We start from the raw sequence: 25,890 nt of genomic DNA, 5'->3' as shown, positions 1-25,890 counted from the left end.
ATGCGCCCCGTGTTTTTCCTCTCCGACTTCGGCCTAGAGGACCCCTACGTGGGGGTGGTGAAGGCGGTCTTAGCCCAGCGGGCCCCCGGGGTGAAGGCGGTGGATCTGGCCCATGAGCTCCCGCCCCAGGACCTGCGGCGGGCGGCCTACGCCCTTTTTGAGGCGGTGCCTTACCTGCCCGAGGGGAGCGTGGTTCTGGCGGTGGTGGACCCCGGGGTGGGAACGGCCAGGCGGGCCATCGCCGCCCTGGGCCGCCGGGCCTACGTGGGGCCGGACAACGGCCTCTTCACCCTGGCCTGGCTCCTGGACCCGCCCCGGCAGGCCTACGCCCTGGAAAGGCTATCCCCCCCTTCCCCCCAAGGCCTGGAGCCCTTGCCCGGCTGGCGCCCGGGGGGGTTCACCTTCCACGGCCGCGACCGCTTCGCCCCCGCCGCCGCCCACCTGGCCCTGGGCCTTCCCCCGGAGGCCCTCGGGGAGGAGGTCCCGGTGGAAAGCCTCCTCCGCCTCCCCCTAAACCTGACCCTGGGCCCGGAAGGGGAGGTCCTCACCTTCGACCGCTTTGGCAACGCCATCACCACCCTCCTGCAAGCCCCTTTAGGGGGGTGGGTGGAGGTGGCGGGGCAAAAGGTCCCCATCCGCCGCACCTTCGGCGAGGTGGGGGAAGGGGAAGGGGTGGCCTACCTGGGGAGCGCCGGGCTATTGGAAATCGCGGTCAACCGGGGAAGCGCCCGGGAGGCCTTGGGCCTGCGGGAGGGCCTGGCGGTGCGCCTCATAGGTCCTTGACCCAGGCTGCCACCTCGTCCAGGTATTCCCGGGCGGTGAAGTCCAGGCTCACCGGGGTGACGGATATGTAGCCCCGCCGCACCGCCCAGAGGTCCGTCCCCTCCTCCTCCTCCCCCACAGGGGTGCCGGCGATCCAGTAGTAGGGCCGGCCCTCGGGGTCCAGCCGCTCCACCACCGTGTCCTCAAAGTGGTGGGTGGAAAGCCGGGTGACCTTCACCCCCTTGGGGGTGCCGGCGGGGAAGTTCACGTTGAGGAGAACCCCTTTGGGCAGACCCCTTTGGGCCACCCAGCGGGCGATCCTCACCGCATGGCGGGCGGCCTCGCCGAAGTCCAACTCCTCGGCGGAGGTATCCAGGCTGAAGGCGATGGCGGGGATGCCCAAGGAGGTGGCCTCGAGGGCCGCGGCCACCGTGCCCGAGTGGGTGAGGTCCAGCCCCAGGTTTACCCCGATGTTGATGCCCGAAACCACCAGATCGGGCCGCCCCAAGAGGTGCACCCCCAGGACCACGCAGTCCGCCGGGGTGCCGTCCACCCGGTAGGCGGGGATCTCCCCGAAGCCGGCGCTTGCCGTGTGCTTGAAGCGCAAGGGACGGCGCACGGTGATGCCGTGGCCCACCGCCGACTGCTCCACGTCGGGGGCCACCACAAAAACCTCCCCCAAGGCCCGCATGGCCAGGCCTAGGGCCTTGATGCCCGGGGAAAAGATGCCGTCGTCGTTGGAAACCAGGATGCGCATGCCCTAAGCCTAAAGCAAAGGAAGCCCCAAGAGGGGCTTCCCCAGGGCGTTTGCCCGTTAGATGCGGCGGACCTTCTTGGCCTGGGGACCCTTGCCGCCCCGGCCAGGCTCCACCTCAAACTCCACCCGCTCCCCCTCGTTCAGGGTGCGAAACCCTTCGGCCTCGATGGCCGAGAAGTGCACGAACACGTCCGGACCCTCTTCCTGCTGGATGAACCCGTAGCCTTTCTCCGCGTTGAACCACTTAACGGTACCCTTCTTCATGCTTCTCCTTCATCCCGAAAACCCACTTGGCTTTCCAGGGACTCCCCACTATCCCACGGGGGGAGGAAAAAGTCAAGCCCCCCCGGGAAACCCCAGGGGGGCTTCGCCTGGGCCTAGTGGGAATGCCCGCCCTCGTGCACGTGGCCGTGCAGGAGCTCCTCGGGGGTGGCCTCCCGCACCTTCACCACCTCCACGTCAAAGTCCAGGTCCTTGCCCGCCAAGGGGTGGTTGAAGTCGATGGTGACCTCCTCCCCCTGGACCTCCACCACGGTGAGGGGCATAGGGTTCCCCTCCATGTCCTGGGCGTAGAACTGGGCCCCGGGGGCCACCTCGGCGTCCTCGGGGAAGGCGGAGAGGGGCACCACCTGCACCCCTTCCGGGTCGTGGGGGCCGTAGGCCTTCTCCGCCGGCACGTGGGCCTGGAAGACCTCGCCCTCCTCGCGGCCCTCCAGGGCCTCCTCGAGGCCCCGGATGAGGTTGCCGTGCCCGTGCAGGTAGGAAAGCTCCCCCTGGTCCAAGACCTCCCCCTCCACCTGGAGGGTATAGCGAATGGTGACCACCTTGTCCTGTGCTACCTTCATGTTCACCCTTCCGCAAGCTTAGGGCTTGCTTCCCCTAGGTTAGCAGATGCCCCCCGCCAAGGAAACCCCTATAGTGGGGGTATGCGGGTGGAAGGAGCCATCGGCAAGACCCCCGTGGTGCGCCTCACCAAGGTGGTGGAGCCGGGGATGGCCGAGGTTTTTGTAAAGCTCGAGGGCCTAAACCCTGGGGGCTCCATCAAGGACCGCCCCGCCTGGTACATGATCCGGGACGCCGAGGAAAAGGGCCTCCTGAAGCCGGGCTCGGGCCAGGTGATCGTGGAGCCCACAAGCGGCAACACGGGGATCGGCCTCGCCATGATCGCCGCCAGCCGGGGCTACCGCCTCCTCCTCACCATGCCCGCCCAGATGTCCGAGGAGAGGAAGCGGGTCTTACGGGCCTTCGGGGCCGAGCTGGTCCTCACCGACCCGGCAAGGCGGATGCTGGCGGCCAGGGAGGAGGCGTTAAGGCTCAAAGAGGAGCTCGGGGCCTTCATGCCCGACCAGTTCGCCAATCCCGCCAACGTGCGGGCCCATTACGAAACCACGGGCCCCGAGCTCTACGAGGCCCTGGAGGGGCGCATCGACGCCTTCGTCTACGGCTCGGGCACGGGGGGAACCCTCACCGGGGTGGGGCGCTACCTCAAGGAGAGGATCCCCCACGTGAAGGTGATCGCCGTGGAGCCCGCCCGCTCCAACGTCCTCTCCGGGGGGAAGATGGGGCAGCACCAGTTCCAGGGCATGGGCCCGGGCTTCATCCCGGAAAACCTGGACCTCAGCCTCCTGGACGGGGTTATCCAGGTATGGGAGGAGGACGCCTTCCCCTTGGCCCGAAGGCTCGCCCGGGAGGAGGGGCTTTTTTTGGGCATGAGCTCGGGGGGCATCGTCTGGGCCGCCCTCCAGGTGGCTAAGGAGCTCGGCCCCGGCAAGCGGGTGGCCTGCATCAGCCCCGATGGGGGGTGGAAGTACCTCTCCACCCCCCTGTACGCCGAGGTCTAGCGGCGCACCACCTGGGCGTCCTTGGGGTAGCGCTTGAGCTGGGCGGGGCTTAGGCTGGCCCGCTTGAACTCCACCACCCTTAGGTCCGCCAAGACCTTCCCCGCCTCGTCCAGGAAGAGGAAGCGCACGGGCCTCGGGTCTGCCCGCAGGATGTAAAGCTCCATCCGGGCAAAGCCTTGCCCCTCCTTGGCCTCCCCCACCAGCTTCCAGGCCACCCCTTCCGGCAGGCGCTCCTCCCCAGCCAGGCGGAGGGTTACCCGCTCGGAAAGGGCCTTTAGGTCACCCAGGCCCTGGGGGCTGAAGCCCAGGCCCTGCACCTGGGCCTTCTCCTTGGGGCTGATCACCAGCTGGTTGGTGAGGTAGAGGTAGTTCCACACCTCCTTCTCGGTGACCACGGTGAAGTTGCCCTCCAAGGAGCCCGGCTTGAGGAACTCGATGCGGTAGAGCTTCTCCTTGGGTAGGGCGTAGACCCGAGCCTGGAGGCTTTCCCGGCCCCCGGGGCCTTGGATCTCCCCTTGGACCAGGGCCTGCCAGGGCTCGGAAAGGTTCCTTTCCACCAAGTCCAGGATCTGCGAAACCGACTGGGCCCAGGCCAGACCGAGAAAAAGGGCTAGCCCGAACACGGTAAGGGTTTTTGCCTTCACGGCCACCTCCATGCGTAGCGGACCCAGGCGTAAGGAGCCTTGTGGTAGCCCGCCTCGAGGCCCAGGTCCCCAAGCCACACCACGAGGCTACCCGCCCAAGGGTGGGAAAGGGTGAGATGGAGGCTAGCCTCCCCTAAGTAAAGCCCCGCCTCCAGCCGGTTCACCCCCCCCAGGCGGAGGAGGAGGTCCAGCACCTCCCCCTCCGCCCCCACCTCCCCCTTGAAGCCCAAAAGGGCATAGGGCCAGGGAGAAACCCCCATCCCCAGGGTGTAGGTGGCCTCCTGGCGCAAGGCGTAGCTCCCCTCCAGGCGGAACCCCCCTTCCCACCCCGGTTGCAGGCCGAAGGAGGAGGGGCGGGGAGGGGCGTTTTGGGCCACCTCCAGACCCCAGACCTCCTTAGGGCTTGCCCGGTAGCGCAGGGCAAGCCGCCCAAAGAAGGCGGCCTCGGGGAAAAGGGGCAAGGCGGCCTGGGGCCGGAAGCCGAGCCGCCCTTCCAAGGCCACGGGGCCCGCGCCCCCCTCCAGGAACACAGCACCCCCCACGCCCCCTTCCCCCAGCTCCCCCTGGACCCCGTAGGCGAGGAACCCCAAAGGCCCCAAGGAGAGGCTTCCCAGGTAGCCCAAAGCCCCCCGCCCCCCTTGCCCCTTGGCGTAGACCTCCCCTTCCCCCAAGGAAAAGGCGGCCTCCAGGGCCGGGGTCACCTGGCCCGGCGCCCCGTAAAGCCCCACCTCCAGCCGCCCCTGGGCCAGGGCGAAGCCCAAAAGGAGGCCAAGCGCCCACCCCCTCATACCGCCACCTGCCTTTGGAAACGGGCCGAGGCCAGGACGAGGACCTCCGGGCGGTGGACCACCGCCTGGGCCAGGGCCAGCCGCTGCCGCCAGCCCCCGGAGAGGTGGCCCGCCAGGGCCTTGGCGTAGGGGAGGAGGCCAAAGCGCAAAAGCGCCTCCTCCGCCAACGCCCTTGCCTCCTTGGGCCGGTAGAGCCGGGCGCGGAAGCGGAGGTTTTCCTCCACGGTGAGGTCACGGTAGACGCTTTGCTCCTGGGTGGCGTAGCCGATACGCGCCTTGACCGCCCAAGGGGCCCGCACCACGTCCAGCCCCGCCACCACCGCCCGGCCGCCATCGGGGCGCAACACCCCGGTGAGGACCCGCACCAAGGTGGTCTTGCCCGCCCCGTTGGGGCCCAGGAGCCCAAAGACCTCCCCCGGGCGCACGAAAAGGCTCACCCGGTCCAGGGCTTTAACGCCGCCAAAGCTTCGCGTGACCTCCTCAGCGTGCACCATAGCGTCCTTCCAGATACCCCCGCACGTAGGCCTCCCGGTCCAAGGGAAGGCGCACCCCCAAGGCCTCCCCCAGGAGGAAACGGGCGAAAAGGGGTCCCACGAAGGCCAAGGCCAGCTCCTCTGGGGGTTCATCCCCCCGCAACAACCCCGCCTCCTGCTTGGCCCGGAAGAAGGCCAAAATCCGCTCCAAGGCCAGCCCCATTCCCCTCGGGGGGCCCTCCGCCCGGAGCTCGGGGTGGCGCAAAAGCTCCGCCAGGAGCTTGGGCAAAAGGGCGCGATGAGCCTGCAGGAGCTCCAAATAAGCCTCCAAGAGGGCGGAAAGCCCTTCCCGCAAGGGGGCCTCCTCTTGAGGAAGCCGTTCCAAGAAGCCTTGGGGGAAGAAGGCGGCCACGGCCTTCCGCAACAAAGCCTCCTTGCTCCCGTAGCGGCGGAAAAGGGTCACCTCACTCACCCCCGCCCGCCGGGCCACCTCCTTGGTGGTGGCCCCGCGGTAACCCCGCTCCGCCAAGAGCTCCAAGGCGGCCTGGAGGAGGCGGGCCTCGAGGGGATCGGCTCCCGCAAGCAAGCGCATACTTACAAGGCCAGGCTACCCCAGGCCCAAGGCCCCGTCAAGGGTATGGCATACTGGACCTGGAGGTCACCATGACCCTACTTGACCGCATCGGACGCCTGATCCGGGCGAACCTGAACGAGCTTTTGCGCCGGGCCGAGGACCCGGAAAAGATCCTGGAGCAGGCCCTTCTGGACATGAAGGAAGCCCTCAAAGAGGCGCGGGAACAGGTGGCCGCCGCCCTGGCCGAGGCCAAGCGCCTGGAGCGGGAGGTGGAAAGCCACGAGAAGGAAGCCGCCTTATGGGAGGAAAAGGCCAAGGAGGCGCTGAAGGCGGGCCGGGAGGACCTGGCCAAGGAGGCCCTCCGGCGCAGGAAGCGGGCCCTGGACCTGGCGGAAGGCTTCAAAGGGCAACTGGGGGAGCACAAAGCCCTGACCGAGCGGCTCATGACCCAGCTCAAGGCCCTGGAGGCCAAAATCGACGAGGCGGAGGCTAGGAAGAAGCTCCTTTTGGCCCGCAAAAAAGGGGTGGAGGCGGCGGAGGCGGTGCGAAGGATGGAGTCCCGCCTGGACCAGCACCCTGCCCTGGAGGCCTTTGAGGAGATGGAGGCCCGGATCCTGGCCCTGGAGGACCGGCACGAGGCCCTGAAGACCCTAGACGGCCAGGACCTGGAAAAGGAGCTCGCCGCCTTGTCCGGGGAAAAAGAGCTGGAGGAGGAACTCCTCCGGCTCAAACGGGAGCTGGGCCAAGGCTAACCCCCCATGCCCTGGGTGTTGGAAGCCCTGTTCCTCGTCCTCGCCCTGGCCCTCCTCCTTTTCCTGCTTAGAACCCGCCCGGAAGGCCTGGACTGGGGGCGGGCCAAACTCAAAGACCTCCTGGACTGGTCCGAGGTGGAAAGTGCCCTCAACGCCCTATCCCAGCGGGAAGCGAGGCTAAAAGAGGCCCTCCAAGCCCCCCACCGCCTCCTGAAAACCCAAAAGGAGCTATCCCGGGCCTTAGCCCAGGTCCGGGAGGAGCGGAAAAAGGCTCCTTTCTCTCCTGGAGAGCTTGGCGGCGGAACGGGCCCTTTTAGGCGGCCCACGGGAGGCCCAAGAGCTAAAGGCCCGGCTCCAGGACCCAAGGGAAGTGTTGGCCAGCCTACGGCGGGAAGCGGGGTAAACTCCCTACCATGAGGCGGTTCCTTATGGCTCTCTCCCTTCTGCTTGCCGCCTGCGCCCCCCAGGTGACTCAGGCCCCTGAGGCCCGACCCTTCCTCAAGAACGAGGCCTTCTACCCCAGCGCCACCGGGCTGGAGTGGGTGTATGTGCCGGAGGGGGAGGCCCTTTCCTCTCCCCCCTACCGGGTGCGGGTGGAAGGCCCCGCCCTTTACGAAGGGCAGGAAGCCCTCCGTTTCCGCGTCTTGGGCCGGGGGGAGGACCGGGTCTACTACCGCCAGGTGGGGGCCTTTGGCGTGCGGCTCCTCGGCTTCCAGGACCCCTCGGCCCGGGTGGTGTTCACCCCCCCCCTCCTGGAGTATCCCCCAGAGGGCCTCCTCGCCCCCGGCTACCGCTGGGGAGGGAGGGTAGAGGTCCAGGTGGAGCTCCTTTCCCCCTCGGGCCGGGAGCCTTTGGCCCAAGGACGCCTGGACTACGCCATGGAGGTCCTGGAGGAACGGGAAGTGCGGCTTCCTGCGGGGGCCTTTCGCATTTACCGCATCCGCCAGGTTTACCAGGACCAGGCGGGGCAGACGGCCTATGAGGTCTGGTTCGCCCCCCGGGTGGGGGAGGTGCGCACCCGGGAGGGACGCATTTTGGTGGAGCGCAACTTCCAGTGAGGTGGGTATGGTCCTAGACCGGGTAAACGGCCCAGAAGACTTGAAGCGACTTAGCCTGGAGGAACTCCAGACGTTGGCGGAGGAAATCCGGAGCGAGATCATCCGGGTCACGGCGCAAAACGGCGGCCACCTGGCGAGTTCCCTGGGGGCGGTGGAACTCATCCTCGCCCTCCACCGCGTCTTCCACTCCCCCAAAGACCGCATCCTCTTCGACGTGGGCCACCAGGCCTACGCCCACAAGCTGGTCACGGGCCGCAAGGACCGCTTCCACACCCTGAGGCAGGAGGGGGGCATCTCGGGCTTCACCAAGGTTTCCGAGTCCGAGCACGACGCCATCACCGCAGGCCACGCCTCCACCTCCTTGGCCCACGCCCTGGGCATGGCCGTCGCCCGGGACCTCCTGGGGGAGGACTACCATGTGGTGGCGGTGATCGGGGACGGGGCCCTGACGGGGGGCATGGCCCTGGCCGCCCTCAACAAGATCGGCGAGCTGCAAAAAAGGATGCTCATCCTCCTCAACGACAACGAGATGAGCATCTCCGAGAACGTGGGGGCCCTGAACAAGTACTTCAAGGAGCTCCAGATAAGGAAGTGGGTCCACGACATGGAAAAGCTGGGGAGGAGTGTTCTGGAACGCATCTCTCCCCAACTCTTCGGCCTGGTGGACCGGGCCAAGGAGGCGGCCAAGCTGATCCTCCACCAGGAAAACCCCTTCTACGCCTGGGGCCTCCGCTACATCGGCCCCGTGGACGGCCACGACCTGAAGGGCCTCATCCACATCCTGGAGCACCTCAAAACCCTGGATGGGCCCACCCTTCTCCACGTGGTCACCCGGAAGGGTAAGGGGTACAAGGTGGCCGAGGCCGACCCCATCTACTGGCACGGCCCCCCAGGGTTTGACCCCAAGAAGCCGGAGAAGGTTTCCAAGGGCTACTCCTGGAGCCAGGCCTTCGGCGACGCCGTCACCGAGCTGGCCTACCGGGAGCCCCGCCTCTTCGTCATCACCCCCGCCATGCGGGAGGGCTCGGGGCTCGTGCGCTACTCTACGGAGCACCCAGAGCGCTACCTGGACGTGGGCATTTGCGAGGACGTGGCGGTGACCACAGCGGCGGGCCTAGCCCTGAGGGGCATGAAGCCCGTGGTGGCCATCTACTCCACCTTCCTCCAGAGGGCCTACGACCAGGTGATCCACGACGTGGCCATAGAGAGCCTCCCCGTGGTCTTCGCCATAGACCGGGCGGGCCTTGTGGGGGCGGACGGGGCCACCCACCACGGGGTCTTCGACATCGCCTACCTCCGCACCATCCCCAACCTGCAGATCGCTGCCCCTAAGGACGCCCTGGAGCTACGGGCCATGCTCAAGAAGGCCTTGGAGCTGGGCGGCCCCGTGGCCATCCGCTACCCCCGGGACAACGTGGAGCGGGCCCCCGAGGGCGTGTGGCCCGAAATCCCTTGGGGGAAGTGGGAGGTGCTGAAGGAAGGGACGGAGGCCTATATCCTGGCCTTCGGCAAGACGCTGCGGTATGCCCTCGAGGCCGCGGGGAACGACCCCCGCGTGGGCGTGGTGAACGCCCGCTTCCTAAAGCCCCTAGACCGGGAGATGCTGCGGGAGCTCGCCCGCTACAAGCTCCTCACCGTGGAGGACCACCAGCGGATGGGGGGGTTTGGCAGCGCCGTGCTGGAAACCCTGAACGAGATGGGCCTCAAGCCCGAGGTCAAGGTCCTTGGGCTTCCCGACCGTTTCTTCGAGCACGGCCCCATCCCGAGCCTCCACCGCCAGGCGGGGATCGACGCCGAGGGCATCCGCAAGGCCCTGGCGGAGATGGGCCTCACCCTCGCCTATGAGCGGGCCTGAGCGCCTGGCCTTCGCCGCCAACCTCTACCGGGTGCCCGCGGAGGGGGGCTACTTCCTGGTGGACGCCGGGCTTCCCTGGGAGGCGAGGAGGCTTCTCCGCCTCCTGGACTCCCCTCCCCCGTTCCTCTTCCTCACCCACCACCACCTGGACCACGCCGGGGGCGCAAGGGCCCTTTGGGAGCGGTATGGGCTAGAGGTCTATGCCCACCCCCAGGAGTGGCCCTACCTCACGGGGGAAAAGCCCCGCCCACCCCTCCCCATCCCCCTTTTGGGCCATCGGCTCGCCAACCTGGCCCCACCCCTCCCTAAGGAGGCCCTCCGCCCTGCAGAGGAGGGGATGGAGCTTTTGGGCTGGCGGGTGGTTCACCTCCCCGGGCATACCCTGGGCCAGGTGGGGCTTTTCCGGGAGGGGGTGCTTTTGGCGGGGGACGCCTTAAGGGGAAAGGGCCTCCCACCCCGCCTCATCAACGAGGACCACGCCCTGGCGAGGAAGACGGTGCGGAAGATCCTGGACCTGGGAGCCCGGCGGGTGTACCTCGGCCACGGCGGACCCCTCCCCAGGGAGGCGGTGGAGGCCTTGGCGCGTAGACTGGGGGTATGAGAAAGCTCGCCGCCTTAGGGCTCTTCCTCCTTTGGGCCTTGGCCCAGGAGGTGGTGGTCTACCCGGGCTTTGCCGAGATAAAGGAGCCGGTGCTCCTTCCCCCTTCGGCGTGGGTGTACCTGGCAGGGGAAAAGCTTTCCCGCATGGTGCCGGGCTCCTTGCGGCTCCTTGGGGTGGAGGAGGAGGAAAGGCTCTTCCAGGGCACCACGGTCCTCTTCCGCTACCGGGGGGAAGGGAAGGCCTGGCTTCGCTACCTCTACACGGGGCTTACGGGAGAGGTTTTCTACACCCTCGAGGAGGGCCGGCTCACCGCCTGGGCCAGGCTTAGGCTGGAAGGGGAAGCCCTGGAGGCCCAGCGCCTGGTCCTTCTTTCGGGGGAGGTGAACCTCCTCCAGGCCAAAGCCTTCCCCGAAGCCGCCCTTCGCGCCTTCGGGGAAACCCAGGAAAGCCCCTTCGGCCTATTCCGTTACGAGCTTCCCCCAAGGAAGCTCCTTCCCGGCACCACGGAAATCCCCTTCCAAAGGACTGAGGTGGCCCCCACCCGCCTCCTCCGCTACCAAGGCCCCTTCCGCACCGAAGCCCTCCTTCCCCTGGAGCGGGGCTACCGCTTCCAGGCCCCCTTCCCCTTGGCCCCCGGGGCCTTGGAGGTGGTGGAAGAGGGGCTTTTCCTGGGGCAGGCCCGCCTTCCCGCTAGCCTCGAGGGGAACACGGCGGAGTTCTGGCTCGGGCAGGACCTAAGGGCGCGCCTTCAGCGCACCTTCCGCCTCCTTGCCCAATCGGAGAAGGAGGCCACCTACCTGGTGGAAACCCGCATGGAAAACCCCTACCCTTACCCCATGACCCTGCTCCTCGGCGAAACCTTTCCCAAGCCCTTCCGCCTGGACTTCCCCGGAGCCACGCCCCTGCCCGAGGGCTACCGCCTGGAGCTTCCCCTAAAGCCTAAGGAGGCTAAAACCCTTACCTACCGCCTCACCCTCCCCCGGTAGGGACACCTGCCCTTTCCCTTCTCCTCTACCTTAGGGGCATGAAGCCCGACCTCGACCGCTTTCCCCTCCTGGTGGCCTGGGAGATGACCCGGGCCTGCCTCCTCGCCTGCCAGCACTGCCGGGCCTCCGCCGTGCCCGATCCCCTACCCGACGAGCTTTCCACCGAAGAGGGCCTCAAGCTCCTCCGGGAACTCGCCACCTACACCCCCAAGCCCATCCTCCTCCCCACCGGGGGCGACCCCCTGGCCCGCCCCGACCCCTTCCTCCTCTTGGAAGAAGCCCAGCGCCTGGGGCTTAAGGTGGGGATCACCCCCGCCGTGACGCCCAGGCTCACCCGGGAGGTGGTGGCCCGCTTCCAAGCCCTTGGCGTCCACCAGATGGCCATCTCCCTGGACGGGGCAAGCCCCGAGTCCCACGACGGCTTCCGCGGGGTGCCGGGCACCTTCGCCTTGGCCCTAAAAGCCCTCACCTGGGCCAAGGAGGTGGGGCTCATGACCCAGGTGAACACCACCGTTACCCGGCGCACCGCCAAGGAACTCCCCGGCATCGCCGAGATCCTGGCGGAACAGGGCGTGGCCACCTGGGAGGTCTTCTTCTTGGTGCCCGTGGGCCGGGGCGCCTTGCTGGAGCAGCTCTCCCCACAGGAGTACGAGGAGGTGATGCACCTCCTTTACGAGCTCTCCCGCCGCTACCCCTTCAAGGTCCGCACCACGGAGGGCCCCATGTTCCGCCGGGTAGCCCTGGAACGCCGGCGAAGGGAAGGGGGCGAGGATGGGGCCTTAGTGGGGGAAGGGCGGGGCCTCCACCTCTCCGATGGCTTCGGCTTCGTCTTCGTGGCCGCCAACGGGGAGGTCTATCCTTCGGGCTTCCTGCCCTTATCGGCGGGCAACGTGCGGCAACGGCCGCTTCTGGATATTTACCAAAACAGCCCCCTATTCCAGGAGTTGCGCAACAAAACCCTCCTCAAGGGCAAATGCGGGGTCTGCGAGTACCGGGAGCTTTGCGGGGGTAGCCGGGCCCGGGCCTATGCGGAAACCGGGGATTACCTGGCGGCAGACCCCCGTTGCGCCTACGTCCCACGAGCTGGGGGACAAATGCCCCTGGCCTAGGGCGGGAAGTCCCCCCTATTCTGGAACCATGAAGCGGCTCCTGCCCGTTCTCCTCGCCTTCGGGCTCCTGGCCCTGGGCCAAAGCCCGGGGGCCAAGCTGTATTCCGCCAACTGCCAAAGCTGCCACCAAGCCACGGGCCAGGGCATCCCCGGAGCCTTCCCACCCCTCACCCATCTGGACAAGGTGGTCCAGGCCAAGGGGGGCCGGGAATACCTCATCCGGGTAGTCCTCTATGGCCTCCAGGGTCCCTTGAGCGTGGAGGGCAAGACCTATAACGGGGTCATGCCTCCCTTCCGGCAGCTAAAGGACCAGGAGGTGGCGGACCTCCTCAACCATGTCCTCACCACCTTCGCCAAGTCCAAGGCCAAGCCCATCACCGCAGGAGAGGTGAAGGCAGAGCGGGCCAAGCCCCTCTCCCCGCAAGACGTGCTCAAGTCCCGTCCCCCGGTCAAGTAAACCGGTTTACCTCCCTCCCCCCGGGGCCTATAGGTCCCGGGCCCTTTTAGCTCACCCTTTCCACCCGGATCAGGTTGGTGGTCCCCCGCACCCCAAAGGGCACCCCCGCGGCGATGACCACCCGCTCCCCCACCTGGGCGAGGCCCAAGGCCTTCACCTCCCGCAGAGCGATGCGCACCATATCGTCCGTGTCCTGAGGGTCTGGGGCCAGATGGGGCAAGACGCCCCAGACCAAGGCCAGCTGCCGCTTCACCTCGGGATTGGGGGTGAGGGCCAGGATGGGCACCTGGGGCCGGGTGCGGGCCACGCGCCGGGCGGACCCCCCAGTGGCGGTGAAGACCACGATGGCCCGGGCCCCCACCGCCTCCACGATGTCGTCCGCCGCCTGGGCGATGGCGTCCTGGGTGGTGGGGGTGGGAGCCGGGCGCAGGACGTTGAGTTTTTGCAAAAACTCTGGAGAAGACTCCACCGCCTTGGCGATACGGGCCATCATGGCCACCGCCTCCACCGGGTAGGCCCCAGCGGCGGTTTCCGCCGAGAGCATCACCGCATCCGAGCCGTCAAAGATGGCGTTGGCCACATCGGAGGCCTCGGCCCGGGTAGGGCTTGGGTTGTGCACCATGGACTCCAGCATCTGGGTGGCGGTGATCACCGGCTTCCCTGCAGCGAGCGAGCGGAGGATAAGGCGCTTTTGCACGATGGGGACCTCCTCCAAGGGCATCTCCACCCCCAGGTCCCCCCGGGCCACCATGACGCCGTCCGCCTCCTCCAGGATCTCCTCAAAGCGCTGCACCGCGGAGGGTTTCTCAATCTTGGCCATGAGCTTGGCCCGGGAGCCGTAGCGGGAAAGGTAGTGCCGGGCGAGGAGGAGGTCGTCCCGGGTGCGCACGAAGGAGACCGCCACCCAGTCCACCCCGAGCTCCGCCCCCAGAGCCAGGTCCTGGATGTCCTTTTCCGAGAGGGCGGGGATGGAGAGGTCGGCCCCGGGGACGTTGATCCCCTTGTGGTCGGAGAGGACGCCCCCCACCTCCACCACGGTGTGGATCTCGTCCCCCACTACCCTTTCTACCCGCAGGCGGATCCTGCCGTCGTCCAGGAGCAGGATCTGACCCGGGACCACGTCCTCGGGAAGGCCGCGGTAGGTGAGGGAAACCTGGGTTTCGTCCCCCTCCACGGGCTTCCGGGTGAGGATGAAGGGCTGGCCGGCCTTGAGCTCCACCCGCCCTTGCTTAAAGCGGCCCACGCGGATCTTGGGGCCTTGCAGGTCCTGGAGGATGGCCAGGGTCTTGCCCAGTTCCTTTTCCACCTCCCGCACCAGGGCCACCCGCTTCTTGTGGTCCTCGGGGGTCCCGTGGCTAAAGTTGAGGCGGAAGACGTCCACCCCCGCCTCCGCCAGGGCCCGGATCACCTCTTTGGTGCTGGAGGCGGGCCCCAAGGTGGCCACGATCTTGGTGCGCTTAAAAAGCCCCATAGCCTAGGTAACGGGCCGCCTGGCCCAGGGCCTCCTCGAGGCGCAGGAGTTGGTTGTACTTGGCCAGGCGGTCGGAGCGGGAAAGGGAGCCCGTCTTGATCTGGCCGGCGTTCACCGCCACCGCCAAATCAGCGATGAAGCTGTCTTCGGTTTCCCCGGAGCGGTGGCTGATCACCGCCCGGTACCCGGAGCGCTGCGCCAGGCGAATGGCCTCGAGGGTCTCGGAAAGGGTACCGATTTGGTTCACCTTCACCAGGATGGCGTTGGCCACCCCCCGTTCAATGCCCTGGCGCAACCGTTCGGGGTTGGTGACGAAAAGGTCGTCCCCCACCAGCTGCACCCGGTTGCCCAGGGTTTCGGTGAGAAGCCGCCACCCCTCCCAGTCGTCCTCGGCCAGGCCGTCCTCGATGGAACGGATGGGGTACTTCTCCACCCAGGAGGCCCAGAAGGCCACCATTTCCTCGGAGGAGAGGACCTTCCCCTCCCCTTCCAGGTGGTATTTTCCGTCCCGGTAAAACTCGCTCGCCGCCGGGTCTAAGGCCAGGGAAACCTCCTCCCCCGGGGTGTACCCCGCCCGCTCGATGGCGAGGAGCAAGAGCTCCACCGCCTCCTCGTTCCGCTTCAGGTCGGGGGCGAAGCCGCCCTCGTCCCCCACGTTGGTGCTGTAGCCCCGCTCCCGCAGGACCCCCTTCAGGGTGTGGAAGACTTCGGCCCCAATCCTCAAGGCCTCGGCGAAGCTTTCCGCCCCTGCGGGGACCAGCATGAACTCCTGGAAGTCCAGGCGGTTGTCCGCATGCTTCCCCCCGTTGATCACGTTCATGAGGGGGACGGGCAGGACCACCCCTTGCACCCCCCCCAAATAGCGGTACAGGGGAAGCCCCAAGGCCTCCGCCGCCGCCCGGGCGGTGGCCAAGGAAACGGCCAGGATAGCGTTCGCCCCCAGGTTGGCCTTGTTGGGGGTGCCGTCTAGCTCCAACATGGCCCGGTCCACCCCCTCCTGGTCCAAGGCATCGCGGCCGATGAGCTCGGGGGCAATGCGCTCTACAATGTTCTCCACCGCCCGGCGCACCCCCTTGCCCAGGTAGCGCCGCCCTCCGTCCCGAAGCTCCAAGGCCTCGTGGGTGCCCGTGGAGGCCCCGGAGGGCACCATGGCCCGCCCCAGGGCCCCCCCTTCCAGCTCCACCTCGGCCTCCACCGTGGGAAAGCCCCTGGAGTCCAACACCTCCCGCGCTCTTACGCTCACGATCGTGGTCATGGATTTCCTCCCGCGGCGTGGAAACGCTTCACGCCCCCTTGATCCTTAGCTTACACCCTTAGGGGGACCACCACCGCCTGGTACCCCGAGCCCTCCTCCGCCGGGCGAATAAGGCTTGGGCTGGTGGGCCCGGAAAGCCACAGGGCCGCCTGGCCCGCCACGGGACCCAAGGCCTCCAAGAGGTAGCGGGCGTTGTAGGCCACCGCTAGGGGCGTGCCCTCCAGGGCCACGGGAAGCTCCTCCTGCCCCTTGCCGTAATCCCCTTCGGCGGAAAGGAGGACCCGGTCCTCTTGGAAGAAGAGGTCCACCCGGTGGTTCTGCCGATCCGCCAGGACGCTCACCCGTCGCAAAGCCTCGCGGAAGGCCTCGGCCTCGAGGGTAGCCTTCAGGGGGAACTCCTTGGGGATCACCCGCTCGTAATCGGGGAACTCCCCTTCCATGAGCTTCACCGCCAGGCGCACCCACCCCTCCCCCTCCTGGGCCGCCAGGCCCAAGGTGCCGGGGCCAAGGGCCAGGACCACCTCCGAAGCCCCCACCCCCTTGAGGACCCGGGCCACCTCGTCCACGCTGCGGGCAGGCACCACCGCCTTCTTTTGGAACGGCTGGGGCCTATGGAGCTGGTAGAGGGCGAGGCGGTAGCCGTCCGAGGCCACGCTGCGAACGCCCTTCTCGGAAAACTCCAGCTGCACCCCGCGGAAGATGGCCCGGTACTCCTCGTGGCTGGCGGCGTAGCGCACGTGGGTTAGGGCCCTTAGAAACTCCTCCACGGGCAGGGTGGTCTGCCACGGGTACACCTCGGATGGGGTGGGCTCGGGGAAGGAAAGCTCTGGGTAGCCCTCGGTGGGGGCAAGGGCAAGCCGGGTGCGGAAGCTCCCCGAGGCCAGCTCCAAATCGTTACCTAAAACGAGCTCCACCCACTCCCCGGGAAGGCTCCGCACCAGCTGGAAGAAGGGTTGGGCCGGGACAAGGTAGCGCCCCTCCCCCTGGACCTCGGCGGGGAGACTGGCCTCGAGGTCCACCTCCCCGTTGCTCCCAAAGAGCACCAAGGCGTCTTGGCCCAAGGCCAGGCCCAAGTAGGTGAAAAGGGGGTTGGAGCTGCGGGAGGGGATGACCCTTTCCAGGAAGGAAAGGCGTTCGGCCAACAGGTTTTTGGGAAGGGTTACACGCATTACCGGTTCCTCCTCTTAACTGCTACTATGACTTTGTTCTTTAAAGATTTAAAAAGATCGTAGTCGTAGTAGTAGGGCCTGTGGATATGTGGAAAAGGGGGCAAAAGTGCCGTCCTGGACGGCAAAGTGCCTGTGGATAACTCCTGTGGATAAGTGGCCTTGGCCTGTGGATAAGGTGTGGATAACTGGCGAGTTATCCACAGGCTCTGGGAGCGCCCGAGTTTTCCACAACTTGTCCACAGGGTTATCCACAGGAAAAGCCCGGTTATCCACAGGGTTATCCACAGGTTATCCACAGGGGTCATACCAGGACCTCCTTGAGGCGGCGGAGGAGGCTTTGCACCTCCCGGTCGCTTTCCGCTAGCTCTTGGATCTTCTGGATGGCGTAGAGCACCGTGGTGTGGTCGCGTCCGCCGAAGAGCTGGCCGATTTCGGGCAAGGAGGCGCGGGTGAGCTCCCGCACCAAAAACATGGCGATCTGCCGCGGGAGCACCACTTCCTTCCGCCGCCCGCCCCCCACCAGGTCCTCGGGGCGAAGGGCAAAGTGCTCCGCCACCTTGCGCACGATCTCCTGGGGGTCCACCTCCACCTCTCGGGGGGCGAAGATGTCGGAAAGGGCCTTGGCGGCCACGGCCCGGGTGAGCTCCACCCCGTTTAGCGAGGCGTAGGCGATGGCCCGCATGAGGGCCCCTTCCAGTTCCCGGATGTTGGAGGTTACCTGGCGGGCGATGTACTCCAAGACCTCCTCGCTCACCCGTAGGCCCCGCTGCTCGGCGTTCATCTTCAGGATGGCGATGCGGGTTTCCAAGTCCGGGGGTTGGATGTCGGTGATGAGGCCCCACTCAAAGCGGCTCCGCAGGCGGGCCTCGAGGGTGAGGATGTCCTTGGGGGGGCGGTCGGAGGAGAGGATGATCTGCTTGTGGGCCTCGTAGAGGGCGTTAAAGGTGTGGAAGAACTCCTCCTGGGTGCGCTCCTTTCCGGCGATGAACTGGATATCGTCCACCAGGAGGAGGTCCACGGAGCGGTAGCGCTCGCGGAACTCCGTCATCCGGTCCTCGCGGATGGCGTTGATGAGCTCGTTGGTGAAGGTTTCCGTGGAGACGTATTCGATCTTCAGGTGGGGGAAGCGCTTGGCCACGGAATGGCCCACGGCGTGCATCAGGTGGGTCTTGCCCAGGCCCACCCCCCCGTAGATGAAGAGGGGGTTATAGGCCCGTCCCGGGGACTCGGCCACTGCCACCGCCGCGGCGTGGGCCATGGAGTTGTTGGGCCCCACCACGAAGTTCTCGAAGGTGTACTTGGGGTTGAGCTTGGGTTGGACGGGCTCGGGGGAGGGGGCGGCCTGGAAGATGTCCTCCTGCACTGGGTTCCCCGGCACCACCTTGAGCTCGAACCGCGGGGCCTGGGCGCCCAGGAGGCTGAGGCCCTCTTGGATGAGCTCGGCGTAGTGGCGGCGGATCCAGTCCAGGGCGAAGGAGGTAGGCACGGCCAGCTCCAAGACCCCGTCCCGGATGCCCAAGGGGCGGATCCGCTCAAACCAGGTGTGGTACTCCACCTCGGTGATGTTGCGGCGGATGTGCTCCAGGACGTGTTGCCAAACGGCCTCGTGGGTCAAGGCTACCCCCCAGCGTTCCGGAGGAACATTCTACGCCAGGCCCTGGGCTAAAGTGGAGGACAGGATGAGGTACGACGTGGTGGTGGTTGGGGGAGGGCACGCCGGCCTCGAGGCCGCCTGGGCTGCGGCGGCCTTGGGGGTGCGGGTGGCCTTGGTCACGGTGAACCCGGAACGCATCGGCACCATGCCCTGCAACCCCGCGGTGGGGGGGCCGGGCAAGAGCCAGCTGGTGGCGGAGGTGGTGGCCCTGGGTGGGCTCATGGGCCGGGCGGCGGACGCCACCGCCATCCACACCCGGATCCTAAACCGCTCCAAGGGCCCTGCGGTGCAAAGCCTCAGGGTCCAGGTGGACCGGGACCTCTACGCCCTAAAGGCCCAGGAAATCCTGGCGGAAAGGCCTATAGAAGTCCTCAGGGGAGAGGTAGCCTCCCTTTGGCTGGAGGGGGGAAGGCTCCTTGGGGTGCGCACGGTGGACGGCCGGGGCATCCCCGCCAAGGCGGTGGTGGTGGCGGGGGGGACTTTCCTCGGCGGGGTGGTCTGGTACGGGCGGCGTTCCCGCCCAGCGGGAAGGCAGGGGGAGCCCCCGGCCCGCTTCCTCTCCCAAAGCCTGAGGGCGGTGGGCCACACCCTGCGCCGCTTCAAGACGGGCACGCCCCCCAGGATCCGGGCGGACTCCGTGGACTTTGACAGCTTGGAGGTGGTGCCCCCGGAGGTGCCCCCCGGGAGTTTCACGGGAAACCCCGGGCCCTACGCCGCCCAGCTTCCCACCTGGCAGACCCGGACCACCGGGAAAACCCACCACCTGATCCGGGAGAACCTCCACCTCTCCCCCCTGTACGCCGGGGACATCGTGGGCATCGGCCCCCGGTACTGCCCCTCCATCGAGGACAAGGTGGTGCGCTTTGCCGATAAAGAAAGCCACCTCCTTTTCGTGGAGCCGGACGGCCTTGCCACCAGCGAGGTTTACCTGCAGGGGTTTTCCTCTAGCCTCCCCCCCGAGCTCCAGGAGGAGATGGTGCGGAGCCTTCCTGGGTTTGAACGGGCGGTGATCCAGCGCTACGCCTACGCCGTGGAGTACGACAGCCTGGACCCCACGGAGCTCACCCGGGGGCTTCAGTCCCGCTTTCTCCCGGGGCTTTTCGCCGCCGGCCAGGTGAACGGTACCTCGGGCTACGAGGAGGCGGCGGCCCAGGGGCTCTTGGCGGGCCTCAACGCCGCCCGTTTTGCCCTGGGCCTTCCCGAGGTGCACCTTTCCCGGGAAAGCGGCTACATTGGCGTCCTGGTGGACGACCTGGTGGGCCGGGGCACGGACGAGCCCTACCGGATGATGACCTCCCGGGTGGAGCTCCGCCTCCTTTGCCGGGCGGACAACGCCGACGAGCGCCTGACTCCCCTGGCGGTGGCCTGGGGCCTCAGGCCCAAGGAGGACCTGGGGCGGGTGGAGGCCAAGTACCAGCGGGTGGCGGAGGAGCTCAAGCGCCTCGAGGCCTTGCGCATAGAGGGGGTGAGCGGCCTCCATTGGCTCAGGCGGCCGGAAAATACCTATGCGGCGTTGGCGGAGCGCTTCCCCCCGCCCCTGCCCCTGAGCCCCGAGGAGGCTTACCAGGTGGAGGTGCGGGCCAAGTACGCCGGCTACATCGAGCGGCAGGAAAGGCTTAGGGACAAGATGCGGGACCTCGAGGCCCACCCCATCCCCGAGGGCCTGGACTTCCCTAAGGTGCCCGGCCTTTCCCGGGAGGCGGTGGAGAAGCTTTCCCGCTTCCGCCCCCGGACTGTGGCCGAGGCGGCTCGGGTACCGGGAATTCGCGACTCCGACCTGACCGCCTTGCTGGTGCACCTGCGGAGGCTCGCCTGATGTTTCCCGTGAAACGGGGGGGTGGGGTGTGGGCCTGAGCCCGGAGGGCGTTCGGCTTCTTCTGGAAGGGGGAAAGGCCCTGGGCCTGGACCTCGGCCCCCATGTGCCCGCCTTTTCCCACCTGTACGAGCTCCTGATGGAGGCCAACCGCCGGGTCAACCTCACCGCCTTGCGTACGGAGGCCGAGGTGGTGGGGAAGCACTTTCTGGACTCCCTCACCCTCCTGGCCTTGCCCCTGTGGGAGGGCCCTTGGCGCGTTCTAGACCTGGGCACGGGGGCGGGGTTCCCGGGCTTGCCGCTCAAGATCGTGCGCCCAGAACTGGAACTCACCCTTCTGGACGCTACGAAGAAGAAGGTGGACTTCGTGGCCGAGGCGGTGGCGGCCCTGGGCCTGAAAGGGGTCAAGGCGATTTGGGGCAGGGCGGAGGTCCTGGCCCATGACCCGCAACACCGGGAGGCCTACCACCGGGTGGTGGCCCGGGCGGTGGCCCCCTTGTGCGTGCTGGCGGAGTTGGGCCTTCCCTTTTTGGCCTTAGAAGGGGCCATGGTGGCCCAAAAGGGGCCCAGAGTGGCGGAGGAGCTGGACCGCCTGCCGCAAGCCCTTCCCCTCCTGGGCGGGCGCATGGGGGAGGTGCGGCGCCTTACCCTTCCCTACGGCGGGGAGGAGCGGCACCTGGTAGTCCTCTCTAAAGAAGCCCCCACTCCAGCCCGTTATCCCCGGCGTCCCGGCCTTCCCGAGAAGCATCCATTATGCTAAAGGCCAAGGTGCGGCGCATCGCCTTGGTCAACCAAAAGGGAGGGGTGGGAAAGACCACCACCGCCATCAACCTGGCCGCCTATCTGGCCCGCATGGGCAAGCGGGTCCTCCTGGTGGACCTGGACCCCCAGGGGAACGCCACCAGCGGCCTAGGGGTGCGGGCGGGGCGGGGCGTGTACCACCTGCTCCAGGGTGCAAGGCTGGAGGAATTGGTCCAGGCGGTGGACGGTTTCCACCTCCTCCCCTCCACCCCGGAGCTGGTGGGGGCCACGGTGGAGCTGGCTGAGGCCCCCACGGCGCTCCGGGAGGTCCTGGAGGACCGGGGGTACGAGTTCATCCTCCTGGACGTTCCCCCAAGCCTCTCCCCCATCACCCTGAACGCCCTGGCGGCGGCGGAAGGGGTAGTGGTACCGGTGCAGGCGGAGTACTACGCCCTGGAGGGGGTGGCGGGCCTTCTGGCCACCTTGGACGAGGTGCGGAGCCGAATCAACCCCTCCTTGCGCCTATTGGGCATCCTCATCACCATGTACGATGGCCGCACCCTGCTATCGCAACAGGTGGAGGCCCAGCTTCGGGCCCACTTCGGGGAGAAGGTGTTCTGGACGGTGGTGCCCCGCAACGTGCGCCTGGCGGAGGCCCCGAGCTTCGGGCGCACCATCGCCCAGCACGCCCCCACCTCCCCCGGGGCCCACGCCTACCGCCGCCTGGCCGAGGAGGTGATCGCCCGTGTCCAAGAAGGCTAGCGGCTTAGGGAAGGGCCTCGAGGCCCTCTTGCCCAAGTCCCCCGGGGGGGCGGTGCGTCTGCCCCTCGCCGCCATCCGCCCTAACCCCAACCAGCCGAGGCGCCGTTTCACTGAGGAAAGTCTGCGGGAGCTGGCCGCCTCCATCCGGGAAAAGGGCCTTCTCCAGCCCCTCTTAGTGCGGCCCAAGGGGGACGGGTACGAGCTGGTGGCCGGGGAAAGGCGCTATAGGGCGGCCCTATTGGCGGGGCTTGAGGAGGTGCCCGCTCTTGTGCGGGATCTCACGGACCAGGAAGCCCTGGAGCTCGCCCTAGTGGAAAACCTACAGCGGGAAGACCTCTCCCCCGTGGAGGAGGCCCGGGGTTACCAGGCCCTGGTGCAGATGGGCCTCACCCAGGAGGAGGTGGCGAAAAAGGTGGGCAAGGCCCGGCCCACCGTGGCCAACGCCTTACGCCTCTTGCAGCTTCCCGAGGAGGTCTTGGCGGCCTTGGAGGAGGGGAAGATCACGGCCGGCCACGCCCGGGCCCTGTTGATGCTGGAGCCCGAGGATCGGCTTTGGGGACTTAAGGAAATCCTGGAAAAAGGCCTTTCCGTGCGCCAGGCGGAGGCGCTAAGGGAGCGCCTTTTCCGGGAACGGAAAAAGGTAGAGCCTTCCCCTTTGGCCCTGGAGCTTTCCCGGCACCTGGGCCTGCCGGTGCGGGTGGTGGGGGAGAAGAGGGGAAAGGTGGTGATCCACTTCCGCTCGGAGGAGGAGCTGGCCCTCCTCTTGGAGCGCCTGGGCTACCAGGCGTAGCCGAAGAGGACCCGGATGGCCCCGTGCTGATCGGTGCGCAGGACCTGGACCCCCCAAGCTCCCAGGCGCTCCAGCACCTCGGAGTGGGGGTGGCCGTAGGGGTTTTTACCCACCCCGATGAGGGCCACCTGGGGCCTGGCCTTGGCGAGGAGGGCTTCCGAGGTGCTGGTGCGGGCGCCGTGGTGGCTTACCTTGAGGACCTCCACGGGGCCCACCTCCAGCTCCGCTTCCACCGCCGCAGGGAGGTCGGCGAGAAGGAGGGCCTTGCCGAGGCCGTAGTCCAGAAGGAGGGCGAGGCCGTCTTGGTTTTCCTCCCCGCTCAGGCGGGCCGGCCAAAGCACCGCTACCTCCCCCTTCCCCACCCGGAAGCGGCTTCCCGCACCCGGGTAAAGGGTGGGTATACCCTTTTCCCTTAGGGCCCGCACCAGGGGGTGGTCCTGGGGGAAAGCGGGGGAAAGGAGGGCAAGGCCCACGGGCAGCTCGGCCACCACCTGGGGAAGGCTTCCCACGTGGTCGGCGTCGGGGTGGGTGGCCACCAGGACCTCCAGGGCTTCCACTCCCAGGGCGCGGAGGGCCCGGAGGAGGGTTTCCGCTTGCTCGGGCCGACCGCCGTCCACCAGGACCTCGGCCCCGCCCATGCGGGCGAGGAGGGCGTCCCCCTGGCCCACGTCCAGGAGGTACAGGTCCAGGGGCTTGGGCCAGGCGGCAAGGAGGCTAACCAGTACGGGAAGGGAGGTGAGGAAGAGGGCCCGACGCCAGGGGAGCTTCCGGTGGAGGGCGAGGAGGAGAGGGAGAAGGCCCAGGTAGTAAAGCCCAAAGCCCCAGGGGGCGATCTCCCCCCACCGTAGAAGAGGCCCCGCCCCCGCGGCCTGGGCTAGGGTGAGGAGGGCGCTTCCTAGCACCTCCGCCGGTGGGGCGAGAAGGCCGCCTAGGAAGAGCTTGAGGAAGCCTAGGGGCACCAGGAGGGCCACCAGGGGCAAGGCCAAGAGGTTGGTGAGGGGAGAAAGGAGGGGCATGAAGCCGAAGGCGTGGAGGAGTAGGGGCACCAGGAAGATCTGCGCCGCCAGGGTAGCGGCGAGGGTGTGAAGGAGATACCCAGAAAGGCCCTGGGGCCTTGCGAGGGCGGGGAGGACCAGGGCCAGGCCCAGGACCGCCAGGTAGGACAGTTGAAGCCCGAGGCTCAGGAGGGCGTGGGGGGTGAGGAGGAGCTGGAAGAATAGGGCGAGGCCCAAAGCCTGGAGCACCCCGGCAGCCCCCAGGCCTAGGAAAAGCCCCAGAAGGGAGAGCCCCGCCATGAGGCTGGCCCGCACCAGGGAGGGGCTAGGGCCGGCGAGCCAAAGGTAGAAGGGAAGGAGGAGAAGGGCGAGGAGGTAGCGCCACCGCCCCAAGGGGAGGAGGAGGAACGCCCCTACCAGGAAGCCTACGTGGAGCCCGGAAAGGGCCAGGAGGTGAGCGAGGCCCGCCCGCTGGAACCAGGCGTAGGCCTCCTCGAGGCCCCTCTTCTCCCCTAGAACCACCCCCTCCAGAAGCTCCGCCACGGGAGGGGAAAGGCCGGCAACGAGCCGTTGGCGCCACCCGGCGCGGGGGTCTGGCAGGGGGGAAAGAGCTTCCTGCCGTTCCACGTGGAACACCCCCAACACCTCTAAGGAGCGGAGCCAGGTGGCCTGGTCGAACCCGCCTGGGTTCCGCTTCCCCTCGGGCGGGGCGATGTAGCCACGGAGGCGGTAGACCCCGTCGGGGAGGGGCGGGTAGTGGTGGAGGTACAGGCGGTGCCCTTGGATCTGGGCGAAGCCCCCCCGCACAGCGAAGGTACCCTCCAGCCTTTGGCCGTAGGGAGGTTCGGGAAGGGGAAAGAGGAGCCCCCGCAGGAGGACCAGGACGAGCCCTGCCAAAAGGGGCAGGCGGAAGCGGGGAAGGAAGGGAAGGGCGAGGAGGAGAGCCCAAGGGTAAAGGAGTCCCAAGGCACCCAAGGCGCCTCCTACGCCAAGCCCCAGGCCCAAACTTCTAAGGGCGGACATAGGGCCTGAGGCGCTCCAGGGTGGCGGGGCCAATGCCCTTCACCCTAAGGAGGTCTTCCACCCGGCCATAGGGCCTTCCCTCCAGGATGCGCCGGGCCAAGACCGGGCCCACCCCGGGGAGGGCCTCCAGCTCCTCCAGGCTGGCCTGGTTTAGGCTGATGGGCTCGATCAATGGGGGCTGGAAGGCCGCCTGGCGATAGACCTCCACCCGCACGGGTCCTGGCCGGGGCGCCACCTTGGGCCAGAGGGCGAGGAGGGCCAGGAGGGCTACCGCAAGGAGGTAGCCAAGGCCCACTCCGTCAAGGCGAGGCCGAGCCCCCCGAGCGCCACCCCGGCTAAGGCCCAGGGGTCGGCCCCCGGGTTCAGGGCCACGAAGGCCACGGTGTAGCCCAGGGTGAGGAGGGCGAGGGCCCGAAGGGGCAGGGCCAAAGGGTTTCGCCGCTTTAGGGGTTCAGGAAGTGGGGCTTCGCGGGATGGTTCCGGTTCCGGGGCGAGTTCCACCGAGGCCCGCTTTGGGGGCGCTTCCTCTTCCCAAAGGGGGGGCTTCGGGGGCTCTGGAGGGCTGCTGGGCTCGAGGGGTTTGGGCGGTGCCGGGGGCGGGGTGCTGGTAGCCTTGCGGGCCCGCGCCACGTGGGGCTTTAGCCCCTCTAAGAAGGCTTTGAGCTCCTCGAGGGAAAAGGCCTTCAGGGGGATTTCCAAAGAGCTCCCCTCCCCCTGGACCAGGAGGACTCCCCCCTCCCCCCGGCCCACGCGGCGAATGCGGGCGAGCTCCAGGCGCTTGACCCCTTCCTCGTCCACAAAGACCAGGTGCGCCTCGGTCACGGCTAGAAAACCACCCGGCCCCTCGAGGCGGGCCAGGGCTTCCTCCCCCAGCCGGGAAAAGGCGTCTTCATACTTGCCCATGGCCCCATTGTATACTTCCCCCGTGCCCTTGCGCTTAGGCCACCGCGGCGCCCCCCACCGGGCGCGGGAGAATACCTTGGAGTCCTTCAGGAAAGCTTTGGAGGCGGGGCTGGACGGGTTTGAGCTGGACGTGCACCTCACCCAAGACGGGGTCTTGGTGGTCCACCACGATTTCACCCTGGAGGGGGTGCCCTTGGCGGGGCTTACCCGGCGGGAGCTGCCCGCCTACGTACCTACCTTGGAGGAGGTTTTGGAAAGCTTTCCTGGGGCTTGGATCAACGTGGAGTTAAAAAGCCTTCCCCCCGATACCGACGGCCGGGAGGAGGCCTTGGCCCGCCTTCTCGCCCGCTACCCCACAAGGAGGCTTTGGGTAAGCTCCTTTGACCCCTTTGCCCTGGTGCGCTTAAGGCGCCTAGGGGTAGGTCCCTTGGGCTTCCTCTACGAGCGGGAGGAGGCGGAGGCCCTGGCCCCTTGCCTAGGGGTGGAGTGGCTCCATCCCGAGGCCTCTCTCCTCACGGAGGAACGGGTGCGGACCCTCAAGGGGCGCTACCGCCTCCTGGCCTGGACGGTGAACGCCCGTTCCCAGGCCCAGGCCTTGGCCGCCTGGGGGGTGGACGCCCTGGTGGGGGACTTCCCCGAAGCCCTCGTATAATGGGG

Annotated in this window: 29 protein-coding genes and 1 pseudogene; 15 read left to right on the top strand and 15 right to left on the bottom strand. The window is 67.6% G+C overall.

What is annotated here, in order from left to right; translation table 11 throughout:
* Nucleotides 1-783 carry an SAM hydrolase/SAM-dependent halogenase family protein gene (locus tag ABXG85_RS06755; protein ID WP_353512960.1) on the top strand — a complete coding sequence of 261 codons (783 nt, stop codon included), beginning with the start codon at nt 1-3 and terminating at the stop codon, nt 781-783.
* Here ABXG85_RS06755 and surE read toward each other — a convergent pair.
* From surE to ABXG85_RS06740, 3 genes are all read right to left on the bottom strand, one after another.
* Nucleotides 770-1,519 (bottom strand): 5'/3'-nucleotidase SurE, encoded by a 750-nt coding sequence (gene surE / locus ABXG85_RS06750; protein WP_353512959.1) that lies wholly within the window; start codon nt 1,517-1,519, stop codon nt 770-772. The genes ABXG85_RS06755 and surE overlap by 14 nt on opposite strands.
* Before the next feature lie 57 nt (nt 1,520-1,576).
* Complete coding sequence (locus ABXG85_RS06745; RefSeq protein ID WP_016330342.1) at nt 1,577-1,783, bottom strand: cold-shock protein; 207 nt, start codon at nt 1,781-1,783, stop codon at nt 1,577-1,579.
* Nucleotides 1,784-1,896: 113 nt separating this feature from the next.
* Nucleotides 1,897-2,364, bottom strand: coding sequence for an FKBP-type peptidyl-prolyl cis-trans isomerase (locus ABXG85_RS06740; protein ID WP_243093916.1), 468 nt, complete (start codon nt 2,362-2,364; stop codon nt 1,897-1,899).
* Between the two features lie 81 nt (nt 2,365-2,445).
* On the opposite strand from ABXG85_RS06740, the gene cysK reads away from it, so the two are divergent.
* Entirely contained in the window at nt 2,446-3,360 is a 915-nt protein-coding gene (gene cysK, locus ABXG85_RS06735) for a cysteine synthase A (RefSeq protein WP_353512958.1), read from the top strand.
* Here the strand turns inward: cysK and ABXG85_RS06730 are convergent.
* From ABXG85_RS06730 to ABXG85_RS06715, 4 genes and pseudogenes are all read right to left on the bottom strand, one after another.
* Entirely contained in the window at nt 3,357-4,016 is a 660-nt protein-coding gene (locus tag ABXG85_RS06730; RefSeq protein ID WP_353512957.1) for an outer membrane lipoprotein carrier protein LolA, read from the bottom strand. The genes cysK and ABXG85_RS06730 overlap by 4 nt on opposite strands.
* A complete protein-coding gene (locus ABXG85_RS06725; protein ID WP_353512956.1) occupies nt 4,001-4,792 on the bottom strand; it encodes a hypothetical protein in 792 nt (263 codons plus the stop codon). Before ABXG85_RS06725 ends, ABXG85_RS06730 begins: the two co-directional genes overlap by 16 nt.
* Before the next feature lie 32 nt (nt 4,793-4,824).
* Nucleotides 4,825-5,286: pseudogene (locus tag ABXG85_RS06720) on the bottom strand (ABC transporter ATP-binding protein); the annotation flags it as partial.
* Nucleotides 5,273-5,857 carry a TetR/AcrR family transcriptional regulator gene (locus tag ABXG85_RS06715; RefSeq protein ID WP_353512955.1) on the bottom strand — a complete coding sequence of 195 codons (585 nt, stop codon included), beginning with the start codon at nt 5,855-5,857 and terminating at the stop codon, nt 5,273-5,275. The gene ABXG85_RS06715 and the pseudogene ABXG85_RS06720, both read right to left, overlap by 14 nt.
* Nucleotides 5,858-5,928: 71 nt before the next feature.
* Here ABXG85_RS06715 and ABXG85_RS06710 point away from each other — a divergent pair, with 71 nt between their 5' ends.
* The 8 genes from ABXG85_RS06710 to ABXG85_RS06675 are packed head-to-tail and all read left to right on the top strand — an operon-like array spanning nt 5,929 to nt 12,657.
* Entirely contained in the window at nt 5,929-6,591 is a 663-nt protein-coding gene (locus ABXG85_RS06710) for a PspA/IM30 family protein (RefSeq protein ID WP_353512954.1), read from the top strand.
* A gap of 6 nt (nt 6,592-6,597) precedes the next feature.
* Entirely contained in the window at nt 6,598-7,008 is a 411-nt protein-coding gene (locus ABXG85_RS06705; RefSeq protein ID WP_353512953.1) for a hypothetical protein, read from the top strand.
* The gene (locus ABXG85_RS06700) at nt 7,005-7,649 is read left to right on the top strand and encodes a hypothetical protein (RefSeq protein ID WP_353512952.1); all 645 of its coding nucleotides are present in this window, start codon (nt 7,005-7,007) and stop codon (nt 7,647-7,649) included. Before ABXG85_RS06705 ends, ABXG85_RS06700 begins: the two co-directional genes overlap by 4 nt.
* 7 nt (nt 7,650-7,656) lie before the next feature.
* Complete coding sequence (gene dxs, locus ABXG85_RS06695; protein ID WP_353512951.1) at nt 7,657-9,504, top strand: 1-deoxy-D-xylulose-5-phosphate synthase; 1,848 nt, start codon at nt 7,657-7,659, stop codon at nt 9,502-9,504.
* A complete protein-coding gene (locus tag ABXG85_RS06690) occupies nt 9,491-10,105 on the top strand; it encodes an MBL fold metallo-hydrolase (RefSeq protein ID WP_353512950.1) in 615 nt (204 codons plus the stop codon). The genes dxs and ABXG85_RS06690 overlap by 14 nt, the downstream gene beginning before the upstream one ends.
* A complete protein-coding gene (locus ABXG85_RS06685; RefSeq protein ID WP_353512949.1) occupies nt 10,102-11,091 on the top strand; it encodes a hypothetical protein in 990 nt (329 codons plus the stop codon). Before ABXG85_RS06690 ends, ABXG85_RS06685 begins: the two co-directional genes overlap by 4 nt.
* Before the next feature lie 38 nt (nt 11,092-11,129).
* The gene (locus tag ABXG85_RS06680) at nt 11,130-12,200 is read left to right on the top strand and encodes a TIGR04053 family radical SAM/SPASM domain-containing protein (protein ID WP_353512948.1); all 1,071 of its coding nucleotides are present in this window, start codon (nt 11,130-11,132) and stop codon (nt 12,198-12,200) included.
* Between the two features lie 28 nt (nt 12,201-12,228).
* Entirely contained in the window at nt 12,229-12,657 is a 429-nt protein-coding gene (locus ABXG85_RS06675; RefSeq protein ID WP_353512947.1) for a c-type cytochrome, read from the top strand.
* Between the two features lie 46 nt (nt 12,658-12,703).
* Here the strand turns inward: ABXG85_RS06675 and pyk are convergent, their stop codons facing one another.
* Genes pyk through dnaA form a run of 5 tightly spaced genes read right to left on the bottom strand, consistent with a single transcriptional unit; the run spans nt 12,704 to nt 18,167 of the window.
* A complete protein-coding gene (gene pyk / locus ABXG85_RS06670; protein WP_353512946.1) occupies nt 12,704-14,128 on the bottom strand; it encodes a pyruvate kinase in 1,425 nt (474 codons plus the stop codon).
* Nucleotides 14,115-15,383, bottom strand: coding sequence for a phosphopyruvate hydratase (eno, locus tag ABXG85_RS06665; protein WP_353512945.1), 1,269 nt, complete (start codon nt 15,381-15,383; stop codon nt 14,115-14,117). Before eno ends, pyk begins: the two co-directional genes overlap by 14 nt.
* Before the next feature lie 50 nt (nt 15,384-15,433).
* Entirely contained in the window at nt 15,434-16,552 is a 1,119-nt protein-coding gene (dnaN, locus tag ABXG85_RS06660) for a DNA polymerase III subunit beta (RefSeq protein ID WP_353512944.1), read from the bottom strand.
* A complete protein-coding gene (locus ABXG85_RS06655; protein ID WP_353512943.1) occupies nt 16,552-16,857 on the bottom strand; it encodes a hypothetical protein in 306 nt (101 codons plus the stop codon). Before ABXG85_RS06655 ends, dnaN begins: the two co-directional genes overlap by 1 nt.
* Nucleotides 16,854-18,167, bottom strand: a complete 1,314-nt coding sequence (gene dnaA / locus ABXG85_RS06650; RefSeq protein ID WP_353512942.1) for a chromosomal replication initiator protein DnaA — start codon at nt 18,165-18,167, stop codon at nt 16,854-16,856. The genes ABXG85_RS06655 and dnaA overlap by 4 nt, the downstream gene beginning before the upstream one ends.
* Nucleotides 18,168-18,231: 64 nt before the next feature.
* Here dnaA and mnmG point away from each other — a divergent pair, with 64 nt between their 5' ends.
* The 4 genes from mnmG to ABXG85_RS06630 are packed head-to-tail and all read left to right on the top strand — an operon-like array spanning nt 18,232 to nt 22,312.
* Nucleotides 18,232-20,022 (top strand): tRNA uridine-5-carboxymethylaminomethyl(34) synthesis enzyme MnmG, encoded by a 1,791-nt coding sequence (gene mnmG, locus ABXG85_RS06645; RefSeq protein WP_353512941.1) that lies wholly within the window; start codon nt 18,232-18,234, stop codon nt 20,020-20,022.
* 28 nt (nt 20,023-20,050) lie between these two features.
* Nucleotides 20,051-20,779 carry a 16S rRNA (guanine(527)-N(7))-methyltransferase RsmG gene (rsmG, locus tag ABXG85_RS06640; protein ID WP_353512940.1) on the top strand — a complete coding sequence of 243 codons (729 nt, stop codon included), beginning with the start codon at nt 20,051-20,053 and terminating at the stop codon, nt 20,777-20,779.
* Nucleotides 20,773-21,522 (top strand): chromosome-partitioning ATPase Soj, encoded by a 750-nt coding sequence (soj, locus tag ABXG85_RS06635; RefSeq protein WP_353512939.1) that lies wholly within the window; start codon nt 20,773-20,775, stop codon nt 21,520-21,522. The genes rsmG and soj overlap by 7 nt, the downstream gene beginning before the upstream one ends.
* Nucleotides 21,506-22,312: a ParB/RepB/Spo0J family partition protein gene (locus ABXG85_RS06630; protein ID WP_353512938.1), complete on the top strand. Its 807-nt coding sequence runs from the start codon at nt 21,506-21,508 to the stop codon at nt 22,310-22,312. Before soj ends, ABXG85_RS06630 begins: the two co-directional genes overlap by 17 nt.
* Here the strand turns inward: ABXG85_RS06630 and ABXG85_RS06625 are convergent.
* Genes ABXG85_RS06625 through ABXG85_RS06615 form a run of 3 tightly spaced genes read right to left on the bottom strand, consistent with a single transcriptional unit; the run spans nt 22,300 to nt 25,233 of the window.
* Nucleotides 22,300-24,330, bottom strand: a complete 2,031-nt coding sequence (locus ABXG85_RS06625; RefSeq protein WP_353512937.1) for a DNA internalization-related competence protein ComEC/Rec2 — start codon at nt 24,328-24,330, stop codon at nt 22,300-22,302. The two genes, ABXG85_RS06630 and ABXG85_RS06625, sit on opposite strands and share 13 nt — an antisense overlap.
* Entirely contained in the window at nt 24,317-24,625 is a 309-nt protein-coding gene (locus ABXG85_RS06620) for a ComEA family DNA-binding protein (protein WP_353512936.1), read from the bottom strand. Before ABXG85_RS06620 ends, ABXG85_RS06625 begins: the two co-directional genes overlap by 14 nt.
* Nucleotides 24,598-25,233, bottom strand: coding sequence for a YcxB family protein (locus tag ABXG85_RS06615; protein ID WP_353512935.1), 636 nt, complete (start codon nt 25,231-25,233; stop codon nt 24,598-24,600). The genes ABXG85_RS06620 and ABXG85_RS06615 overlap by 28 nt, the downstream gene beginning before the upstream one ends.
* A gap of 22 nt (nt 25,234-25,255) precedes the next feature.
* Between ABXG85_RS06615 and ABXG85_RS06610 the strand changes: the two genes are divergently transcribed.
* Nucleotides 25,256-25,885: a glycerophosphodiester phosphodiesterase gene (locus tag ABXG85_RS06610; protein ID WP_353512934.1), complete on the top strand. Its 630-nt coding sequence runs from the start codon at nt 25,256-25,258 to the stop codon at nt 25,883-25,885.
* Nucleotides 25,886-25,890: the final 5 nt, after the last annotated feature.

Origin of the sequence: Thermus sp. LT1-2-5, from assembly GCF_040363165.1 — a bacterium.
Classification (GTDB): domain Bacteria; phylum Deinococcota; class Deinococci; order Deinococcales; family Thermaceae; genus Thermus.
Note: the sequence above shows the minus strand (reverse complement) of the source record. Positions and strands in the feature narration are given on the sequence as shown.

Coding starts and splice junctions, on each gene's coding strand:
- ABXG85_RS06755 (WP_353512960.1), top strand. CDS start 1: ATGCGCCCCGTGTTTTTCCTCTCCGACTTCGGCCTAGAGGACCCCTAC.
- surE (WP_353512959.1), bottom strand. CDS start 1,519: ATGCGCATCCTGGTTTCCAACGACGACGGCATCTTTTCCCCGGGCATC.
- ABXG85_RS06745 (WP_016330342.1), bottom strand. CDS start 1,783: ATGAAGAAGGGTACCGTTAAGTGGTTCAACGCGGAGAAAGGCTACGGG.
- ABXG85_RS06740 (WP_243093916.1), bottom strand. CDS start 2,364: ATGAAGGTAGCACAGGACAAGGTGGTCACCATTCGCTATACCCTCCAG.
- cysK (WP_353512958.1), top strand. CDS start 2,446: ATGCGGGTGGAAGGAGCCATCGGCAAGACCCCCGTGGTGCGCCTCACC.
- ABXG85_RS06730 (WP_353512957.1), bottom strand. CDS start 4,016: ATGGAGGTGGCCGTGAAGGCAAAAACCCTTACCGTGTTCGGGCTAGCC.
- ABXG85_RS06725 (WP_353512956.1), bottom strand. CDS start 4,792: ATGAGGGGGTGGGCGCTTGGCCTCCTTTTGGGCTTCGCCCTGGCCCAG.
- ABXG85_RS06715 (WP_353512955.1), bottom strand. CDS start 5,857: ATGCGCTTGCTTGCGGGAGCCGATCCCCTCGAGGCCCGCCTCCTCCAG.
- ABXG85_RS06710 (WP_353512954.1), top strand. CDS start 5,929: ATGACCCTACTTGACCGCATCGGACGCCTGATCCGGGCGAACCTGAAC.
- ABXG85_RS06705 (WP_353512953.1), top strand. CDS start 6,598: ATGCCCTGGGTGTTGGAAGCCCTGTTCCTCGTCCTCGCCCTGGCCCTC.
- ABXG85_RS06700 (WP_353512952.1), top strand. CDS start 7,005: ATGAGGCGGTTCCTTATGGCTCTCTCCCTTCTGCTTGCCGCCTGCGCC.
- dxs (WP_353512951.1), top strand. CDS start 7,657: ATGGTCCTAGACCGGGTAAACGGCCCAGAAGACTTGAAGCGACTTAGC.
- ABXG85_RS06690 (WP_353512950.1), top strand. CDS start 9,491: ATGAGCGGGCCTGAGCGCCTGGCCTTCGCCGCCAACCTCTACCGGGTG.
- ABXG85_RS06685 (WP_353512949.1), top strand. CDS start 10,102: ATGAGAAAGCTCGCCGCCTTAGGGCTCTTCCTCCTTTGGGCCTTGGCC.
- ABXG85_RS06680 (WP_353512948.1), top strand. CDS start 11,130: ATGAAGCCCGACCTCGACCGCTTTCCCCTCCTGGTGGCCTGGGAGATG.
- ABXG85_RS06675 (WP_353512947.1), top strand. CDS start 12,229: ATGAAGCGGCTCCTGCCCGTTCTCCTCGCCTTCGGGCTCCTGGCCCTG.
- pyk (WP_353512946.1), bottom strand. CDS start 14,128: ATGGGGCTTTTTAAGCGCACCAAGATCGTGGCCACCTTGGGGCCCGCC.
- eno (WP_353512945.1), bottom strand. CDS start 15,383: ATGACCACGATCGTGAGCGTAAGAGCGCGGGAGGTGTTGGACTCCAGG.
- dnaN (WP_353512944.1), bottom strand. CDS start 16,552: ATGCGTGTAACCCTTCCCAAAAACCTGTTGGCCGAACGCCTTTCCTTC.
- ABXG85_RS06655 (WP_353512943.1), bottom strand. CDS start 16,857: ATGACCCCTGTGGATAACCTGTGGATAACCCTGTGGATAACCGGGCTT.
- mnmG (WP_353512941.1), top strand. CDS start 18,232: ATGAGGTACGACGTGGTGGTGGTTGGGGGAGGGCACGCCGGCCTCGAG.
- soj (WP_353512939.1), top strand. CDS start 20,773: ATGCTAAAGGCCAAGGTGCGGCGCATCGCCTTGGTCAACCAAAAGGGA.
- ABXG85_RS06625 (WP_353512937.1), bottom strand. CDS start 24,330: ATGTCCGCCCTTAGAAGTTTGGGCCTGGGGCTTGGCGTAGGAGGCGCC.
- ABXG85_RS06615 (WP_353512935.1), bottom strand. CDS start 25,233: ATGGGCAAGTATGAAGACGCCTTTTCCCGGCTGGGGGAGGAAGCCCTG.